General features: G+C 36.5%; 11 protein-coding genes, 2 tRNA genes and 3 rRNA genes. 15 read left to right on the top strand and 1 reads right to left on the bottom strand.

The genetic code is table 11. From position 1 onward, the window contains the following. Window positions 1–7: 7 nt before the first annotated feature. From BTO05_RS06320 to BTO05_RS06280, 9 genes are all read left to right on the top strand, one after another. Window positions 8–1,498, top strand: a complete 1,491-nt coding sequence (locus tag BTO05_RS06320) for a RagB/SusD family nutrient uptake outer membrane protein (RefSeq protein WP_087491845.1) — start codon at window positions 8–10, stop codon at window positions 1,496–1,498. Between the two features lie 18 nt (window positions 1,499–1,516). Then, a complete protein-coding gene (locus tag BTO05_RS06315; RefSeq protein WP_087491844.1) occupies window positions 1,517–2,344 on the top strand; it encodes a hypothetical protein in 828 nt (275 codons plus the stop codon). A gap of 106 nt (window positions 2,345–2,450) precedes the next feature. Further along, window positions 2,451–4,406, top strand: a complete 1,956-nt coding sequence (locus BTO05_RS06310) for a putative porin (RefSeq protein WP_087491843.1) — start codon at window positions 2,451–2,453, stop codon at window positions 4,404–4,406. A 592-nt stretch (window positions 4,407–4,998) separates the two neighbouring features. Continuing rightward, window positions 4,999–6,524, top strand: a 16S ribosomal RNA gene (locus tag BTO05_RS06305). 95 nt (window positions 6,525–6,619) lie between these two features. Then, window positions 6,620–6,693, top strand: a tRNA-Ile gene (locus BTO05_RS06300). A gap of 73 nt (window positions 6,694–6,766) precedes the next feature. Next, window positions 6,767–6,840, top strand: a tRNA-Ala gene (locus BTO05_RS06295). A 162-nt stretch (window positions 6,841–7,002) separates the two neighbouring features. Continuing rightward, window positions 7,003–9,823, top strand: a 23S ribosomal RNA gene (locus tag BTO05_RS06290). Between the two features lie 107 nt (window positions 9,824–9,930). Continuing rightward, window positions 9,931–10,039: ribosomal RNA gene (gene rrf / locus BTO05_RS06285) — 5S ribosomal RNA — on the top strand. The 16S, 23S and 5S rRNA genes sit together here with 2 tRNA genes alongside, the layout of an rRNA operon. A gap of 96 nt (window positions 10,040–10,135) precedes the next feature. Beyond that, window positions 10,136–12,571 (top strand): helix-turn-helix domain-containing protein, encoded by a 2,436-nt coding sequence (locus BTO05_RS06280; protein ID WP_198295262.1) that lies wholly within the window; start codon window positions 10,136–10,138, stop codon window positions 12,569–12,571. A 58-nt stretch (window positions 12,572–12,629) separates the two neighbouring features. On the opposite strand, the gene BTO05_RS06275 is transcribed toward BTO05_RS06280, so the two are convergent. Beyond that, window positions 12,630–13,772, bottom strand: a complete 1,143-nt coding sequence (locus tag BTO05_RS06275) for an acyl-CoA dehydrogenase (RefSeq protein ID WP_087491842.1) — start codon at window positions 13,770–13,772, stop codon at window positions 12,630–12,632. A 91-nt stretch (window positions 13,773–13,863) separates the two neighbouring features. Between BTO05_RS06275 and BTO05_RS06270 the strand changes: the two genes are divergently transcribed. The 6 genes from BTO05_RS06270 to tolA all read left to right on the top strand — a co-directional run bounded on the left by BTO05_RS06270 (window position 13,864) and on the right by tolA (window position 19,966). Then, complete coding sequence (locus BTO05_RS06270) at window positions 13,864–14,925, top strand: anhydro-N-acetylmuramic acid kinase (RefSeq protein WP_087491841.1); 1,062 nt, start codon at window positions 13,864–13,866, stop codon at window positions 14,923–14,925. 75 nt (window positions 14,926–15,000) lie between these two features. Then, the gene (locus BTO05_RS06265) at window positions 15,001–16,227 is read left to right on the top strand and encodes a Glu/Leu/Phe/Val dehydrogenase dimerization domain-containing protein (RefSeq protein ID WP_087493298.1); all 1,227 of its coding nucleotides are present in this window, start codon (window positions 15,001–15,003) and stop codon (window positions 16,225–16,227) included. Between the two features lie 4 nt (window positions 16,228–16,231). Next, a complete protein-coding gene (gene nhaD, locus BTO05_RS06260; protein WP_087491840.1) occupies window positions 16,232–17,623 on the top strand; it encodes a sodium:proton antiporter NhaD in 1,392 nt (463 codons plus the stop codon). Window positions 17,624–17,683: 60 nt separating this feature from the next. Continuing rightward, on the top strand, window positions 17,684–18,373 hold the full coding sequence (locus BTO05_RS06255; protein WP_087491839.1) for a MotA/TolQ/ExbB proton channel family protein: 690 nt from the start codon (window positions 17,684–17,686) through the stop codon (window positions 18,371–18,373). A 1-nt stretch (window position 18,374) separates the two neighbouring features. Then, window positions 18,375–18,767: an ExbD/TolR family protein gene (locus BTO05_RS06250; RefSeq protein ID WP_087491838.1), complete on the top strand. Its 393-nt coding sequence runs from the start codon at window positions 18,375–18,377 to the stop codon at window positions 18,765–18,767. A gap of 32 nt (window positions 18,768–18,799) precedes the next feature. Continuing rightward, window positions 18,800–19,966 carry a cell envelope integrity protein TolA gene (gene tolA / locus BTO05_RS06245; protein ID WP_087491837.1) on the top strand — a complete coding sequence of 389 codons (1,167 nt, stop codon included), beginning with the start codon at window positions 18,800–18,802 and terminating at the stop codon, window positions 19,964–19,966. Window positions 19,967–20,009: the final 43 nt, after the last annotated feature.

Genomic DNA, 20,009 nt, shown 5'->3' with positions numbered 1-20,009 from the left:
TAACAGTATGAAAAAAATAAATAAAATAATATTCGTCGGACTCTTAGCATTGCTAATGGGTTGTAACGACGCTATAGATATAGACCAGCCAGGTAGACTGAGTGCGGCGAACGCCTTCAGAACTGTTGCTGATTTAGAAAACGGTCTATTGGCTTTATACGGTCAACTAGATACTACACCAGAGATTGCACTATCGTCTAATTTTACAGATGAGCTAGCAATAGGATTTGATTCTGGTGGACAAGGATTTGCCTTGTATGACTTTGTAATCAACGCCGGTAGTGTAGCTGCATCTAACTTCTGGGTACGTAACTATGCATTAAACAACAGATGTTCAGTGCTTATTGAAGCTGCAACTAACATTACGCCAGATGCTGCTGATTTAGCTGATTATAACAATGCTTTAGCTCAAGCTCATTTTATCAGAGCATATGCAAATTTTGAGTTGTTATTATATTTCAGTCCAGACCCAACAAATGATGCAACTTTAGCTGCACCAGTTGTGGATTTTGTACCTGGTTTAAGTTTCCAGCCACTACGTGATACTACAGGTGCTTTATGGGATTACATCAATGCTGATTTAGCCATTGCTGAATCAGGATTAGTAGATCAATCTAACACTACGTTTGCTTCTAAAGATGCAGTTAGAGCTTTTAGAGCTAGAATTGCATTAACTAGAGGAGATTATCCAACAGCTCAAACATTAGCTAATTCATTATTATCTAGTTATGGTTTAGCAGATACAACTCAGTATACAAACATGTGGTTTGATAATGATAATACTGAAATCATTTGGAAAATGGAGCGTGTATTAAACGATGGTTTTGATGGACAAGGAGCTACAGGTTCAGTAAGCGCAGGTGGATGGGCAGGAGCTCGTTTTGCATTTGTTAATGCTACCTTATCTGGTTCTCCATATTTTGAAATGGACAGAAGTATCTACGATGCTTTATTACCTGGAGACGTTCGTGAGACAGTAATGGTATCACCAACATCTATAATTAGTCCAGATTATCAAAATGATCCAGACCCAGTAAACAATGATGTTTTAGTTATCCAAAAATATCCTGGATCACAAGGTCGTCCATTAATGAATGATTTAAAAGTATTTAGATCATCGGAGATGTTATTGATTGCTGCAGAGGCAAGAGCATACCAAAGTGATTTCACAGGTGTACAGACTTTACTACAGCAATTAAGAACTGCTAGATTTGGTTCAGCACAAACAGTAGCACTTCCTTCTTCAGTTTCGGAAGCTGTAGGTGCAGTATTGGATGAAAGAAAGATAGAGTTGGCTTATGAAGGTCATAGATATAAAGATTTAAAGCGTTCGGGTGTTGCTGGCGGTAGAGGTATTAACAGAGATCCTATAGCATGTGGAATCCAGAGTGGAGCATGTACATTAGCTGCTAGTGATTTTAGATTTACATTACCAATTCCTATTGTAGAGATTAATGCTAATCCAGCTATAGGAGCAGAGCAAAACCCTGGCTATTAATAAAAAAAAATAAGTATTATGAAAAAAATATTAAAAGTTATTCCTCTAGTATGTTTAGCGTTGTCTTTACAGAACTGTGAGGAAGAGTTAATTGTTTTTGGAGAAGATAGCTTCATACAATTAGAAAATGCTGCTGCTACATCCATTACAGAAAATGGTGGTGTAGATGTAGGTGTTACAGCAATACTAGGTAGCCCACAAGCTACAGATATCACTGTTAACTTTGATGTTACTGGTGATGCATCTAGATATACATTAACACCTGGTCCATCTGTAACTATACCTGCTGGTCAAACATCAGGAACAGTCACATTTAGTGCTGTTGATGACGATGACATTAATGGTGATGTTGATGTAGTTTTTACTCTATCTTCTACTAGCGGATTACCAGTTGGTATTGGTGGAGAAGGAGTAAATTCTGTTAGTAAAACAATAACTATTGTTGATGATAATGTACCTTGTAATGATTACACTTTAACCATAAATACTGATACTTATGGTAACGAAACTTTCTGGGATATATTAGATTCAACCGGAGCTACTGTTCAGACTGATGGTACTGGAGCTGGTTATCCGACTGATTTACCTGCAAACAGTTCTATTGATTACAACTTCACTTTAGCTGATGGTTGTTATACATTAAGAGTATTTGATTATTGGGGTGATAATGGTGCAACATATACATTATCTTGTGGTGCTTTAATTGCTGCTGATGATTCAGATGGTTTAGGTGGTATACCTGGACTTGATGTTAGTACAGTTCCAAATCCAGGATTCAGAAATGGTGGTGTTGGCCCTGACTATGTCAGTAGTGCTGAAGCAGTAGATTTCTGTGTGAATCAATAATTTTAAGCGATTATTAACATATAAAAGCGGCTCTTTTAAGAGCCGCTTTTTTTATGCGTTATACTTTATTTGATTAATTTTACGTTATAAATTTTTATACCTATAAATGAGTAGATTTTTATTGTCTTTTTTATGCCTTACTTTTTCTTTTTTTGCTCTAAGTCAAGAAAGACTTAAGAAAAAGGATACTATAGTTTCTGATACTTACAATATTTCAAAAGAAAAAAAGAATACTTCAAGCAAAGAGAAAACTAAAATAAATAAATACTTGATAATTAATTTTAAGAACGATACTATCTATGTAGATACAACATTAACAATTCAAAAAGAATATAAGTATAATTATTTACGTAAAGATAATTTCAATCTTATTCAGTTTGCAAACACTGGACAAACATATAATACTCTTAGTTTTAATGCCTCCTTAGATAGAATAAAACCTTCTTTTTCTGCCCAGGCTAGACATTTTAATTATAAGGAAATTGAAGATATAAATTATTATAATGTACCTACACCTTTGACAGAGTTGTATTTTAAAACAGTATTCGCTCAAGGTCAAAATCTCGATGCTTTTTTTACTGTCAATACATCAAAAGAATTTAATTTTTCAATAGCCTATAAAGGATTAAGGTCTTTAGGAAACTATCAAAATGCACTTACTAGTACAGGTAATTTTAGATTCACAACCAATTATCAGACTAAAAATAAAAGATATCGGATGCGGGGTCATATTACTATGCAGGATTTATTAAATCAAGAGAATGGAGGAATTACTGACGCTGATGTACAGCGTTTTATTGATAATGAAGAAGAAATTAATGATCGTTCAGTTTTTGATCCTAATTTTGAAAATGCGGAAAACAGTCTTGAAGGAAAACGATTCTATCTTAACCAGTCTTATGATATTTTCAAGAAAAAGGGTAGTACAAGGAGTAGTGATTTATCAATTAATAATACTATTTATTTTCAAGATAAGTTTTATGAATATAATCAATCAACAGCTGTTAATGATTTTTTTGGATCTTCATTTAGTAATGTAATTGCAGATAAAGTCACACTTGAAGATTTTTATGCAGATTTTGGAGTTTTATTTAAAAACAACATGTTTGGTAATTTTGGTTTTAAAATAAATTATAACAATATTAACTATGGTTACAATAGTTTGGTTAATATCAATAATCAAAGTGTCACAAATAGAATTAAAGAAGATTTCTTTGGTTTTGAAGGAAGCTATAAAAATAAAATAGGTAAATTTTCTTTAAATGGAAGTATTGGTGCAAACTTATCAGATGTCATAAAAGGTAATTTTATAGATGCAAACCTGACTTATCAAATTTCTGAAGAAATAGATTTAGAATCTGGTTTATACATAAGTACAAGTTTACCAAACTACAACTTCTTACTTAATCAAAGTGGTTACATAAATTATAACTGGGATTATATTGATGCTTTTGATACAGTAAAATCTCAGCAATTAGCAGTAAATATAAATTCAAATAAATATGTAAGCATAAGTTTAGACATGACCAATATTGATAATTATACTTTCTTTAATTTTGAAAGTATTCAAAATGATATTAAGGTTATAAAACCTAAACAATACAATAAATCAATACAGTATTTAAGATTTAAAGCACAAAAAGAATTTCGGCTAGGTAAATTTGCTTTAGATAACACAATTATGTACCAAAATGTGATAAGTGATGATGATGTGTTGAATGTACCCGCAATAATTACTAGAAATACACTTTATTATGCGGACGAAGTATTCAAAAAGGCTCTAAAGTTTCAAGCAGGTGTTATCCTAAATTATTTCACAGAATATAATGGTAATGGTTACGATCCTTTATTAGCTGAGTTCTACACACAAAATCAGACTAAGATAGGTGGCTTCCCAAGATTAGATTTTTTTATTAATGCAAAAGTCAGGCAGACAAGAATTTTCTTAAAAGCTGAACATTTTAATTCCTCGTTCACTGGCTATGATTATTTCTCAGCACCAAATAATCCTTACAGAGATTTCACGGTAAGGTTTGGTCTCGTCTGGAACTTCTTCTTATAACTATTTACTATCCTTTTAGTTCCCATTTTAACAGACATATTTTTATTTCTTAGTGAAAAGGTCATAATTACCTTTATTAGTTTGTAGTTAGTTAAAAAGGGTATTTACAAGTTTCTCTAATCAGGATACAATTAATAAGGTATACATGTATGATTAAATCTAAGGTATTTTTTTAAAATATTTTGGTTTGTATGTGCTTTGTATTAAGGGTTTTAGTGAAGTTTAGTAAATAACTTAAAAATAAAGTTGAAAAAAGTATTGTGAGATTAAAAAGTGGTTTTATATTTGCACCCTCAAAACGGCGAAATAGTTTTGTTTTGAGAAGTTCTTTTAGAGTATTATAGGGTTAAAAAAATAAAATAAAAGTTTTTCATTTTTATTTTGTGAGAAACAAAAAAGCATTTTATATTTGCACCCGCTTAAGAGATAAACGCCTTAAGAGAATTTAAGAAATACGTTCATTAACATATTGAATTGACAGCGTAAGATTTTGTTGGAAACGACAAAATTAAACAAGAGAATAAATCATATTGAGACTTTGAAAATTCTAAATTAGTTGTTGAAGATAATAGTGGAAACACTTAAAAATTTAACGATGAAGAGTTTGATCCTGGCTCAGGATGAACGCTAGCGGCAGGCCTAACACATGCAAGTCGAACGGTAACAGGAGAGAGCTTGCTCTTTTGCTGACGAGTGGCGCACGGGTGCGTAACGCGTATACAATCTACCTTTTACAGGGGGATAGCCTTTAGAAATGAAGAATAATACCCCATAGTAAGTAAATTTCGCATGGAAATTACTTTAAAGATTTATCGGTAAAAGATGAGTATGCGTTCTATTAGCTAGATGGTAAGGTAACGGCTTACCATGGCAACGATAGATAGGGGCCCTGAGAGGGGGATCCCCCACACTGGTACTGAGACACGGACCAGACTCCTACGGGAGGCAGCAGTGAGGAATATTGGACAATGGAGGCAACTCTGATCCAGCCATGCCGCGTGCAGGAAGACTGCCCTATGGGTTGTAAACTGCTTTTATATAGGAAGAAACCTTTCCACGTGTGGAGAGCTGACGGTACTATAAGAATAAGGATCGGCTAACTCCGTGCCAGCAGCCGCGGTAATACGGAGGATCCAAGCGTTATCCGGAATCATTGGGTTTAAAGGGTCCGTAGGTGGATAATTAAGTCAGAGGTGAAAGTTTGCGGCTCAACCGTAAAATTGCCTTTGATACTGGTTATCTTGAATCATTGTGAAGTGGTTAGAATATGTAGTGTAGCGGTGAAATGCATAGATATTACATAGAATACCAATTGCGAAGGCAGATCACTAACAATGTATTGACACTGATGGACGAAAGCGTGGGGAGCGAACGGGATTAGATACCCCGGTAGTCCACGCCGTAAACGATGGTCACTAGCTGTTCGGACTTCGGTCTGAGTGGCTAAGCGAAAGTGATAAGTGACCCACCTGGGGAGTACGTTCGCAAGAATGAAACTCAAAGGAATTGACGGGGGCCCGCACAAGCGGTGGAGCATGTGGTTTAATTCGATGATACGCGAGGAACCTTACCAGGGCTTAAATGTAGATTGCATTAGCTAGAGATAGCTATTTCTTCGGACTATCTACAAGGTGCTGCATGGTTGTCGTCAGCTCGTGCCGTGAGGTGTCAGGTTAAGTCCTATAACGAGCGCAACCCCTGTTGTTAGTTGCCAGCGAGTCAAGTCGGGAACTCTAACAAGACTGCCAGTGCAAACTGTGAGGAAGGTGGGGATGACGTCAAATCATCACGGCCCTTACGTCCTGGGCTACACACGTGCTACAATGGTAGGGACAGAGAGCAGCCACTGGGCGACCAGGAGCGAATCTACAAACCCTATCACAGTTCGGATCGGAGTCTGCAACTCGACTCCGTGAAGCTGGAATCGCTAGTAATCGCATATCAGCCATGATGCGGTGAATACGTTCCCGGGCCTTGTACACACCGCCCGTCAAGCCATGGAAGCTGGGAGTGCCTGAAGTCCGTCACCGTAAGGAGCGGCCTAGGGTAAAATCGGTAACTAGGGCTAAGTCGTAACAAGGTAGCCGTACCGGAAGGTGCGGCTGGAACACCTCCTTTCTAGAGAAAGACGACTGATTTATAATAAAAAATCAAAGATTAGATTTGATTTTATTCTCTTGCTGTTAATTTAATTTTATAAAATAATTAAGTAGAGTCTCATAGCTCAGCTGGTTAGAGCGCTACACTGATAATGTAGAGGTCGGCAGTTCGAGTCTGCCTGAGACTACTAATTAAAGGAAATTCTAGAAGTTGGGATTCACAATTCAAAATTCTGAACTCAAAAGTTCTGAATTTCAAATGGGGGATTAGCTCAGCTGGCTAGAGCGCCTGCCTTGCACGCAGGAGGTCATCGGTTCGACTCCGATATTCTCCACAATTCAGTTTTAATACTGAAAAACGTTCATTGACATATTGAAAAAGATACATGAAATTTATAATAGGTAATCGTTTACCTGTTATAGATATAATAATTTAATTGTTAATAGTAAGTCACGAGCTGCTATTAATAATGTAACTCATTAAAAAGACAAAAGTACAATAAGCTAAATAAGAGCGTATGGGGAATGCCTAGGCTCTCAGAGGCGATGAAGGACGTGATAAGCTGCGAAAAGCTGCGGGGATTGGCACATACAAATTGATCCGTAGATATCCGAATGGGGCAACCCAGCATGTTGAAGACATGTTATCCGTAAGGAGGCGAACCCGGAGAACTGAAACATCTAAGTACCCGGAGGAGAAGAAAACAAAAGTGATTCCGATAGTAGCGGCGAGCGAAATTGGATTAGCCCAAACCAGTATTGTTACGGCAATGCTGGGGTTGTAGGACTGCGATATTTGAGCTATAATGAATTAGAATGCTTTGGAAAGAGCAACCATAGAGGGTGATAGTCCCGTATAAGTAAAGAGTAGTAAGATAGCAGTATCCTGAGTAGTGCGGGACACGAGTAATCCTGTGTGAATCTGTGGGGACCATCCCATAAGGCTAAATACTCCTGAGAGACCGATAGTGAACTAGTACCGTGAGGGAAAGGTGAAAAGAACCCTGAATAAGGGAGTGAAATAGAACCTGAAACCATACGCTTACAAGCGGTCGGAGCGGATTTATCCGTGACGGCGTGCCTTTTGCATAATGAGCCTACGAGTTACCGTTGCTAGCAAGGTTAAGGACTTCAGGTCCGGATCCGTAGCGAAAGCGAGTCTGAATAGGGCGCTTTAGTTAGTAGTGGTAGACGCGAAACCGTGTGATCTACCCATGGGCAGGTTGAAGCTGTAGTAACATACAGTGGAGGACCGAACCGGTTGACGTTGAAAAGTCTTCGGATGACCTGTGGGTAGGGGTGAAAGGCCAATCAAACTCGGAAATAGCTCGTACTCCCCGAAATGCATTTAGGTGCAGCGTTGATTTATAGTTTTATAGAGGTAGAGCTACTGATTGGATGCGGGGGCTTCACCGCCTACCAATTCCTGACAAACTCCGAATGCTATAAAATGTTAATCAGCAGTGAGGGCATGGGTGCTAAGGTCCATGTCCGAGAGGGAAAGAACCCAGACCATCAGCTAAGGTCCCCAAATGTATGTTAAGTTGAATAAACGAGGTTGAACTGCTTAGACAGCTAGGATGTTGGCTTGGAAGCAGCCATTCATTTAAAGAGTGCGTAACAGCTCACTAGTCGAGCGGTTCGGCATGGATAATAATCGGGCATAAACATACTACCGAAGCTATGGACTTGTAAAAGTGGTAGGGGAGCATTGTAGTGTCGTCGAAGGTGAAGCGTGAGCTTTGCTGGAGAAGCTACAAAAGAAAATGTAGGCATAAGTAACGATAATGCGGGCGAGAAACCCGCACTCCGAAAGACTAAGGTTTCCTCAGCTATGCTAATCAGCTGAGGGTTAGTCGGGACCTAACGCGAACCCGAAAGGGGTAGTGGATGGACAACAGGTTAATATTCCTGTACCTGCTCACACTAAAAGTGACGGAGGCGAATAGTTAGTGCGCACAGACGGAATTGTGCGTTGAAGGGAACAGTAATGTCCTGATAGTACACTAAGACTACGGTCGCGGTGATAATCTAGCGAATCGACTTCCAAGAAAAGCGAGTGAAGCAGCCCGTACCCTAAACCGACACAGGTAGTTGGGATGAGAATTCTAAGGAGCTCGAGAGATTCATGGCTAAGGAACTAGGCAAAATAGACGCGTAACTTCGGGAGAAGCGTCGCCCATCGTAAGATGGGCCGCAGTGAAAAGATCCAAGCGACTGTTTATCAAAAACACAGGGCTCTGCTAAATCGAAAGATGATGTATAGGGCCTGACACCTGCCCGGTGCTGGAAGGTTAAGTGGAGGGTTTAGCTTCGGCGAAGATCTAAAATGAAGCCCCAGTAAACGGCGGCCGTAACTATAACGGTCCTAAGGTAGCGAAATTCCTTGTCGGGTAAGTTCCGACCTGCACGAATGGTGTAACGATTTGGATACTGTCTCAGCCATGAGCTCGGTGAAATTGTAGTATCGGTGAAGATGCCGATTACCCGCAGTGGGACGAAAAGACCCCGTGAACCTTTACTATAGCTTAGTATTGGCTTTGGATAAGTAATGTGTAGGATAGGTGGGAGACTTTGAAGTGGCGTCGCTAGGCGTTGTGGAGTCATTGTTGAAATACCACCCTTTGCTTATCTAGAGTCTAACTTTCACTGAAAGGACAGTGCTTGGTGGGTAGTTTGACTGGGGTGGTCGCCTCCAAAAGAGTAACGGAGGCTTCTAAAGGTTCCCTCAGCACGCTTGGTAACCGTGCGTAGAGTGCAATGGCATAAGGGAGCTTGACTGAGAGACATACAGGTCGATCAGGTACGAAAGTAGAGCATAGTGATCCGGTGGTTCCGTATGGAAGGGCCATCGCTCAAAGGATAAAAGGTACTCCGGGGATAACAGGCTGATCTCCCCCAAGAGCTCACATCGACGGGGGGGTTTGGCACCTCGATGTCGGCTCGTCACATCCTGGGGCTGGAGAAGGTCCCAAGGGTTGGGCTGTTCGCCCATTAAAGTGGCACGCGAGCTGGGTTCAGAACGTCGTGAGACAGTTCGGTCTCTATCTACTGTGGGCGTTAGAAATTTGAGTGGATCTGACTCTAGTACGAGAGGACCGAGTTGGACGAACCTCTAGTGTACCTGTTGTTACGCCAGTAGCATTGCAGGGTAGCTACGTTCGGAAGGGATAAGCGCTGAAAGCATATAAGCGCGAAACCCACCACAAGATGAGATTTCTTTAAAGGGTCGTGGGAGATGACCACGTTGATAGGCTATAGGTGTAAAGGCAGTAATGTCATAGCCAAGTAGTACTAATAACCCGTAGGCTTATTGTACGCCTGTTTTTTTATAAAGTTCAATAATTAAATTATTATTCATGAATCATTTTTCAATATGTTATTATATACGGTAAAGCAGATTTATCTGCCAACGCCGAAAGACTTAAGGTGGTTATAGCGACGGGGCTCACCTCTTACCTTTCCGAACAGAGAAGTTAAGCCCGTTTGCGCCGATGGTACTGCTTACTGTGGAAGAGTAGGTCGCCGCCTTTTTTAGAATCCTCATTATCTTTTGATAATGAGGATTTTTTTGTTTTGACTTTTCTTAAATTAATTTTAATAGTTAGCTTAGTAGTTTATAAGAAGAGATTGGCAAATAAAGAATTAGACTTAGCTTTGAATTTCGTTAATAATACAGATAGAAATGTGTTCTTAACGGGAAAAGCTGGTACAGGTAAAACAACTTTTCTTCATAAATTAAAAAAGAATTCTTTAAAAAGAGTTGTTATAGTTGCTCCAACAGGAGTTGCAGCAATCAACGCTAAGGGTGTTACCATCCATTCTTTTTTTCAAATACCTTTTGGGCCAATTCTTCCTAATCAAGATTTAAATAACTCATTTGGATTTAATAGAAAATTTGGTAAAACAAAAATCAATATTATTAAGTCTTTAGATTTATTAATCATTGATGAGATTAGTATGGTTCGTGCCGATTTGCTAGATGGTATTGATAAAACACTAAGACGTTTTAGAAATAAATCAAAAGTATTCGGAGGAGTACAAGTTTTGATGATTGGCGATTTACAACAGTTATCTCCTGTGGTGAAAGAAAATGAGTGGCACTTACTAAAACCATTTTATAAAAACGTATTTTTCTTTTCTAGTCTTGCTTATCAAGAATCTAATGCAATAACGGTAGAGCTTAAACATATATATAGACAAGATAATCCTAAATTTATTGACATTTTAAATGAGATAAGAACAAACACGTTAACTCAATCTTCCGCTGATGAATTAAATAAACGTTTTATTCCTGATTTTGCACCAAAAGAAGATGATGGTTATATTTCTTTAAATACTCACAATAACAGAGCAGAACAAACTAATAATTCAGAATTAGAAAAACTTAAAACTAAGTCTAAAGTCTATAAGGCAAAAGTCGAAGGAAAGTTTCCAGAGTTTTCATATCCTAATAAAGAAGGATTAGAACTCAAAGTTGGAGCTCAAGTGATGTTTATTAAAAACGATAGCTCTCCAGAGAAGCGTTACTTTAATGGTAAGATTGGTAAAGTGATTTTTTTGGATAAAACTGAAGTCGTTGTTAAATGCCCTGATGATGAATTCAACATTATAACCACACCAGAAGAATGGGAAAACATAAACTATACGGTAAATAAAGAAACTAATGCTATAACTGAGAATAAAATAGGTTCATTTACTCAAATACCATTAAGACTAGCTTGGTCAATCACCATACACAAAAGTCAAGGTTTGACATTTGAAAAGGCAATCATAGATGCTCAAGCAGCCTTTGCACATGGACAAACTTATGTCGCATTAAGTCGTTGTAAAAGTTTGGAAGGTTTGGTGTTGAAAAGTAAAATCAATTCAAGTCAAATTATCAGTGACAGTAATATAATTTCTTTTAATAAGGAAGCAGAAGAAAATCAACCTGATGAGAAAACTCTTCAACAATCTAAATCTGAGTTTCAATTAAATTTAATTTCAGAGCTATTCGATTTTTATATGTTTTTATATCCTCTCAATCGTGTTTTAGATATCTATTATAAAAATAGAGGAAGTATAGAAGGTAATATAGAAACTCCTTTAAATACGATGAGAGATTGTATTATAAGTCTGCTTAAAGTAGCTAACGGATTTAAAACTCAATTAAGTTCCTTAATAGTTGACGATAAAACACCACAAGAAACTCCTGAAATCCAGAATCGTTTTAAAAAAGCAATTCAATATTACAATACACAAACCAGAACTAATATAGTAACACCTTTCAAAAATTTCGGCTTTACGACCGATAATAAAACCATAGAAAAAGATTTAGTAAAACAACTAGACTCTATTGAGGAGTTAATAGCCTCAAAACAGCTATATTTTAACAAACTGAAAAATGGTTTTGATGTACCTACTTTCTTAGAGGCAAGAGCAAAATCAGTTTTCTTAGCTAAAGATAAACCTAAGAAGCCCAGAAAATCAGTGATTGATGGGACAACAAATGTTGAGCTTTTTGAACTTTTAAGAGAATTAAGAAATGAAATAGCACAAGAGAAAGATTTAATCCACTATCAAATATTCACTCAGAAAGCATTATATGAAATGTGCGAAACGCTTCCAACTAACAAAAAGCAACTACTAGAAGTTAATGGTTTTGGTAAAACAAGAGTGGATAAATATGGAATGAGAATTCTAAAAGCCATCAGAGAATATTGTGATAAAAACGATATTCAAACTTCAAATGAAGTCGAAATATTTGAAAAGCCAATACCGAAACGTCAAAAGGGTGACACGAAGCGTTTATCCTTAGAGTTATTCAAAAATGGAAAACCGCCAGAACAAATAGCTTTTGAGAGAGAATTAAATATTAATACTGTAATTGGTCACCTAGCTAGCTTCATTTCTTCAGGGGAAGTGAAAATCACAGATTTAATCTCTGAAAGACATTATAAAGAACTAAAAGAACTTATCCCTAAATATAAGTTTGATAACCTTTCAGATTTAAAGCATCAAATAGATAATAAGTACACTTACGGAGAATTACGTTTAGTCCTAGACGAAATTTCAAAAAAATAAGATTAAAAAAAGGCCTCAAAATTAATTGAAGCCTTCTTATTTATCAATACTGGGTTTATTATCCTTTGATAACCCCTCTTGAAATTACAATTTTTTGTATTTCAGAAGTACCTTCATAAATCTGAGTAATCTTAGCATCACGCATTAAACGCTCTACGTGGTATTCTTTCACAAAACCATTTCCACCATGTATTTGTACAGCTTCAACAGTTTGTTCCATGGCTACTTTACTAGCGTATAATTTAGCCATAGCACTAGACATATCGTAGTTATTACCATTGTCTTTATCCCAAGCCGATTTCATAACTAACATACGTGCAGCTTCAATTTCTGTATACATGTCTGCTAACTTAAAGGCAATCGCTTGGTGATTGCAAATTTCAGTTCCAAAAGCTTTTCGTTCCTTAGAATATTTTAAAGCCAATTCATAGGCACCAGAAGCAATACCAAGAGCTTGTGCAGCTATACCAATACGTCCACCCGAAAGTGTTTTCATTGCAAACTTAAAACCAAAGCCATCTTCACCGATTCTATTCTCTTTAGGAACTTTTACATCGTTAAATTGAAGCGTGTGTGTGTCACTTCCTCTAATACCTAACTTATCTTCTTTTGGGCCAATAGCAAAACCTTCCATACCTTTTTCAATGATAAAAGCATTAATTCCTCTGTGTCCTTTTTCTCTATCCGTTTGTGCGATTACTAGGTATACGTCAGAACGGCCACCATTAGTAATCCAGTTTTTTGTTCCGTTTAAAACATAATGGTCACCTTTGTCAATTGCTGTTGTAGCTTGAGATGTTGCATCACTACCAGCTTCTGGTTCACTTAAACAGAAAGCGCCAATTTGCTCACCAGTAGCTAATTTTGTCAAATATTTTTGTTTTTGCTCTTCTGTACCATAAGCTTCAAGACCATAACAAACCAATGAATTATTTACAGAAACCATTACCGATGCAGATGCATCAATTTTAGATAATTCTTCCATAATCAAAACGTAAGAAATAGAATCCATGCCACTTCCTCCATATTTTGGGTCTACCATAATACCCATAAAACCAAGTTCGCCCATTTTGCGAACCAATTCATTAGGGAAAGATTGTTTTTCATCACGTTCTATAACGCCTGGTAATAATTCTTGCTGTGCAAAATCACGAGCTGCGTCGCGTATCATTAAGTGCTCTTCTGTTAAGCTAAAGTCCATACAAGTTATTTTTTATTGATTTCCTAAAAATTCGATGCAAAGATAACTGTTTGTTGTTTTATTTTCAATAGATAATGCTATTTTTACTAATATGTTAACACGGAATTACAATGTCGTTTCTGTCATGTCAGGAACTTCTCTCGACGGAATAGATGTTTTGTACTCAAAATATGTATACACAAATAGATGGAAGTTTGAAATATTAAAGTTTGAAACTATCTCATATTCTGAAGAATGGAAGCAAATACTAAAAACTTTGACTCAGTTCTCAAAATCAGATTTAAAGCAGGTTGATAATGATTATTCTAAATTATTAGCTAGCGAAATTTCAACTTTTATCCGTTCAAATAATATTCAAGATATTGATTTTGTTGCATCTCATGGACATACAGCCTTACATAACCCAAAAGAAGGTTACACTTATCAAATAGGAAATCAACAAATATTAGCAGATGTTTTGAAGCTTAAAATTATTTGTGATTTTAGAGTTCAAGATGTTCAATTAGGTGGACAAGGAGCACCATTAGTCCCAATTGGTGACAAACTCTTATTTAGTGATTATCATTATTGCATTAATTTAGGAGGATTTGCTAATATCTCTTTTGAAAATAATAATCAAAGAATTGCCTTCGATATCTGTCCTATAAATATTATTTTGAATTATTATGTTGCAAAACTAGGTTTCGATTACGACGATAAGGGCAACATAGCAAAATCAGGAACAGTCAATAATACACTTTTAGAAGAATTAGATAATCTTGAGTTTTACAATCTTAAAGCTCCAAAATCTTTAAGTTTAGAGTGGGTTGAAAATGTAGTCTTTCCAATTATTGAGTCTTATAATTTAGAAGTAAAAGATATTTTAAAAACAGTAGTTGAACATGCGGCAATTCAAATTGCAAAATGTTTAAACCTAAAACAGTCAAAAGTATTAATTACTGGAGGTGGCGCATATAATTTATTTCTTATCGAAAGGTTAAGTACACTTTCGATAACTACTATAATCATACCCAATTCAACAATTGTAGAGTATAAAGAAGCATTAATTTTTGGGCTTCTAGGTGTCTTAAAATATAGAAATGAAGTTAATTGTCTTATGAGCGTAACGGGTGCCAGTAAAAACCATTCTTCAGGACAAATATTTTATCCTTAAAATTAACGCATAATTAATAGAATGCCTTTATAGTTTTTTATATTTGTTAACCACTAAAACTAACTAATGTCTCTAATCAAAGATTTACTCAATACTTACGAAAACAAAGAGCCAGAAATCGTTTTTCATTGGAACGATGCTGAAACAGAAGCCGAGGGTTGGACTGTTATAAATTCGCTTCGAGGAGGAGCAGCAGGTGGCGGAACGCGAATGCGCGAAGGTTTGGATATGAATGAAGTACTTTCATTAGCAAAAACAATGGAAGTCAAGTTTACAGTGTCCGGTCCATCAATTGGCGGCGCTAAATCAGGGATTAATTTTAATCCAAAAGACCCAAGAAAAAAAGGTGTTCTAGAACGTTGGTATGCAGCTGTATCTCCACTGCTTAAAAGTTATTATGGAACTGGCGGAGATTTAAACGTTGATGAAATCCATGAGGTAATTCCAATTACTGAAGAAAGCGGTGTGTGGCATCCTCAAGAAGGTGTTTTTGAAGGACACTTTAAACCAACCGCTGCGGATAAAATCAATAGAATAGGTCAATTGCGTCATGGAGTTATTAAGGTTATTGAAAATCCTAAGTACTCTCCAGATGTTTCAAAAAAATATACTGTAGCCGATATGATTACGGGATTTGGGGTAGCGGAAGCAGCTAAGCATTTCTACGATATCCAGGGAGAATGTATCAAAGGAAAACGCGCAATAGTACAAGGCTTTGGAAACGTAGGTGCAGCGGCAGCATATTACCTTGCTCAAATGGGAGCTAAGGTTGTTGGAATTATTGACCGTGTTGGAGGTTTAATCAACGAAGAAGGTTTTTCATTTGAAGAAGTAAAACAAATGTACTTATCCAAAAATGGAAATACATTAGGTAATAATAACCTCATTCCGTTTGAAGAAATGAATGAGCGTGTTTGGTCACTTCAAGCAGAAGTATTTGCGCCATGTGCAGCATCTCGTTTAATTACTCAAAACCAAATCGACCAATTGATTGAGACAGGTTTAGAAGTTATTTCTTGTGGCGCTAATGTACCATTTGCAGATAAAGAAATTTTCTTCGGACCAATTATGGAGCATACAGATAATAAAGTAAGTTTGATACCAGACTTTATTTCTAACTGCGGTATGGCAAGAGTTTTTGCTTATTTTATGGAGCGTAAAGTGCAAATGACAGATGATGCTATCTTCGAAGACACCTCTGAAGTTATTAAAACAGCGCTTCAAAATTTATATTCTAATAATAAAAACAAAACAGGAATCAGTGCAACAGCTTTCGAAATTGCACTAAAACAACTAATTTAATCCTATGGAAACTATAATAATTCTAGTATTTGTATTTGGCTATTTAGCCATCACTTTAGAGCATACAATCAAAATTGATAAGCTTATACCGGCATTAGTAATGATGGCAATAAGTTGGGCATTAATATCTCTTGGGATTGACGCTTTTCCTCAATGGTTTGATTCTGCAAAGCATACTTTAATGGAGAATTTCGGAATGCTTGGGCATGAAGAAAAAATGCACATGATGGAAGAAACGTTATTGCATCATTTGGGTAAAACTGCAGAGATATTAATATTCTTAATGGGAGCCATGACTATTGTAGAAATTATTGATTATTTCGATGGTTTTTCAACAATAAAAGCAGCCGTAAAATTTAGAAGCAGGCGTAAAATATTATGGTTATTTTCTATTTTGGCATTTATATTATCAGCCATAATAGATAATTTAACAGCTACGATTGTTTTAATTTCTATACTTCAAAAAATCGTCAAAGACAGGGATATTCGTATTTGGTATGCAGGTTTAATAATAATAGCAGCCAATGCAGGAGGTGCTTGGTCTCCAATTGGTGATGTTACGACAACTATGTTATGGATTGGCGATAAAGTTTCAACAGGGAAATTATTCTTATACCTTTTTATCCCTTCAGTATTATGTATGGTAGTGCCAACATTAATAGCGTCTTTTTTAAAACCTTTCAGAGGAGAGTTAGAATTACAAGAAGATGATGGTAAACCAAAAAACAGATTTAGTTCTACAATGTTGTTCTTAGGTCTTGGAGCGATTGTTTCTGTACCTTTTTTCAAAGTAGTTACACATTTGCCGCCTTATGTTGGTATGATGTTAGCACTTGGTATAGTTGCAATATTTGCAGAAATTTACACAAGTTCTCGCTTTCAATTATCTCAAGTCGAACAGGGTGAAGGAATGGGTCACGAGCAACATAGCCCAGTTCACAGGTCGTTATCTCGAATAGAAATGCCAAGTATATTATTTTTCTTAGGGATTTTAATGGCAGTTGCTGCTTTAGAATCGTTGGGCGTTTTATTTGGTTTCGCAAATACATTGCAAGATACCATGCCAATGATGGGAACAGAGCTTCATGGAGAAGGTGTATCAGATTTGGTAGTATTACTTCTAGGAGTAGGTTCTGCAGTTATTGATAATGTTCCTCTAGTAGCCGCAAGTTTAGGTATGTTTTCTGAACCAATTGATAACGAATTATGGCACTTTATAGCTTATTCGGCAGGAACAGGCGGAAGTATGCTTATTATAGGTTCTGCTGCTGGAGTTGTAGCAATGGGTATGGAAAAAATAGATTTTTTCTGGTACTTAAAAAAGATATCATGGTTAGCATTAGTCGGCTTTATTGCTGGTGCGGCTGCCTTTATGGTTACAAGAACTTTATTCTAAACACACGTTTATTAATTTTTATACGTTATATACCAAATCAATTAAAACCAATAATCTACTATGTTAAACACTATTTTACAAGATGCAGACGCTTTAGTTGAAGGCGAATCAGTAGAAAAAACACTATCCATTATAGAGTTGATTACAACTGGTGGTACAGCTGGAATTGTTATTATTCTTATTCTAGCGCTACTATTTGTGGCTGCCATATATATCTATTTTGAACGTATTTTTGCTATTAAAGAGGCTTCTAAAGTAGACTCTAATTTTATGAATCAGATTAGAGATTATGTGAGTGATGGAAAAATTGATTCTGCTCAAAATCTTTGTGCGACAGCCAATTCACCAGTATCAAGACTAATTAGCAAAGGTATTTCTAGAATAGGGAAACCATTGGATGATATTAACACAGCTATTGAAAATGCAGGGCGTTTAGAAATTTACGGTTTGGAGAAGAATGTAAGTGTTCTTGCAACAATATCCGGAGCTGCACCGATGATAGGATTCTTAGGAACTGTAATAGGTATGATTTTGTCAATTTTTGAAATTGCCAATTCAGGAGGTTCAATAGATATCAAAACTCTAGCCGATGGACTTTATACGGCAATGACAACCACAGTTGGTGGACTAATTGTAGGTATTGTTGCTTATATAGCTTACAACCATTTAGTAGTAAAGACTAATAAAGTGGTTTATAAAATGGAAGCAAATTCCGTAGAGTTTTTAGACCTTTTAAACGAACCAATCTAGTATGAATTTACGCGGGAGAAATAAAGTCACACCAGAATTTAATATGTCGTCGATGACGGATATTGTATTCCTGTTATTGATATTTTTCATGATTGCGTCTACATTAGTTTCGGCAGAAGCTATTGATTTATTATTACCAAAATCCAGTAGTAAAACAACGCAAACTAAAAATGTATCTGTTAGTGTAAATAAAGATTTGCAATACTTTGTAGATTTAAAACAAGTGCCAAAAAATCAATTAGAGGCAGCTGTTATAGAAAAAGTTGGAAGTTCAGACTCGCCAACAATTACCATAAGGTCAGACCAAGATGTAGATTTAAAGCATGTGGTTTTTATTATGGATATAGCCAATAGGAATAAGATAAAATCGACATTAGCTGTAAAATCCAACTAATGTAGATTACCCCAAATTTAATCTAGCCAACCATGAAGTACCTCAATACAAAACACGAGCGTAATTCAGCCAAAATAACAGGATTGACAGTGTTAATTATTGCACTGCTAATGTTTGTTGTTGGTGCACCTTATAAGGAAATTCCTGAAGAATATGGTGTTGCCATTAATTTTGGTGAACCAAGTGTCGTAAATAATAAAGCAGCTGCAGATAGCCCATCAAAGGCTGAAGAGATTGTAGATGATACTCAAGAAGAAGTTGTAGATTCTGAAGAGTTAACAGAAGAAAACCCTGTCCAAGAAGAGGAAGTAGAAGAGGTCACTGAAGAAGAGATTAAACAAGAACAAGCAGAAATAGAAGCACTCGAAAAAGCTTTGGAAGAAGAAAAAGCTGAAGCTGAAGCAAAAGAAGAGGCTGCAAAAGAAGAGGCGGCTAAGCAAGAGGCTGCAGAAAAACTACTAGCTCAACAAAAGGAAGAAGCTTTAAAAATTAAAGAAGCAAAAGAAGTTGCTGAGAAACTTGAGGCAGAAAAAAAAGCTAAAGAAAAAATAGAAGCTGAAAAATTTGCTGCCGCAAAAGCAAAATCTGAGCGTGAAGCAAAAGCTCGAGCTGATAAAGCTGAAGCTGATAGAGTAGCTAAGGTAAAGGCAGAAAAAGAAGCAAAGGAAAAAGCTGCTAGAGAAGCAAAAGCTGAAGCGGATAGAGTAGCAAAAGCAGCTAGGGAAGCAAAAGCTAAAGCAGAAAAAGCAGCCGCAGCAAGAGCAGCTCAAGCAAAGGCTGATGCAGATAAAAAGGCAGCTGGTGCTGCCGCGCCCGTTGCAAAAAATAAAAATGGAGGAAGTACTACAAACGGTTTTAAATTAAGTCAAGAAGGCGCTATCTATCCTGGTTGTGAGGGAAAGAACAATTTGGAAAGAAAAAAATGTATGAGTAATAAGGTCTCTCAGTTTGTAAATGATAGATTTAATAAAACTATTGCGTCAGATTTAGGTTTCACAGGAGACCAAAAAATCACCATTTATTTTAACATAAATAAAAATGGTCAGATTATTGATATAAGAGCTAGAGCAGCTGACCCAAAACTGATAGCAGAAGCAATCAGAGTAGCTAAAATGCTACCTAAATTAGAACCGGCGCTGCAACAAGGAAAACCAGTTGTTGATAAATTTTCTGCTACTATTAGGTTTGCAGAGCAATAATATTTCAACTGAGTTATCCGTTTGTATATTGAATATTGAGGTA

The sequence above is a fragment of the Winogradskyella sp. PC-19 genome (assembly GCF_002163855.1).
GTDB lineage: Bacteria > Bacteroidota > Bacteroidia > Flavobacteriales > Flavobacteriaceae > Winogradskyella.
This window is presented reverse-complemented; position numbering and strand designations above follow the sequence as displayed.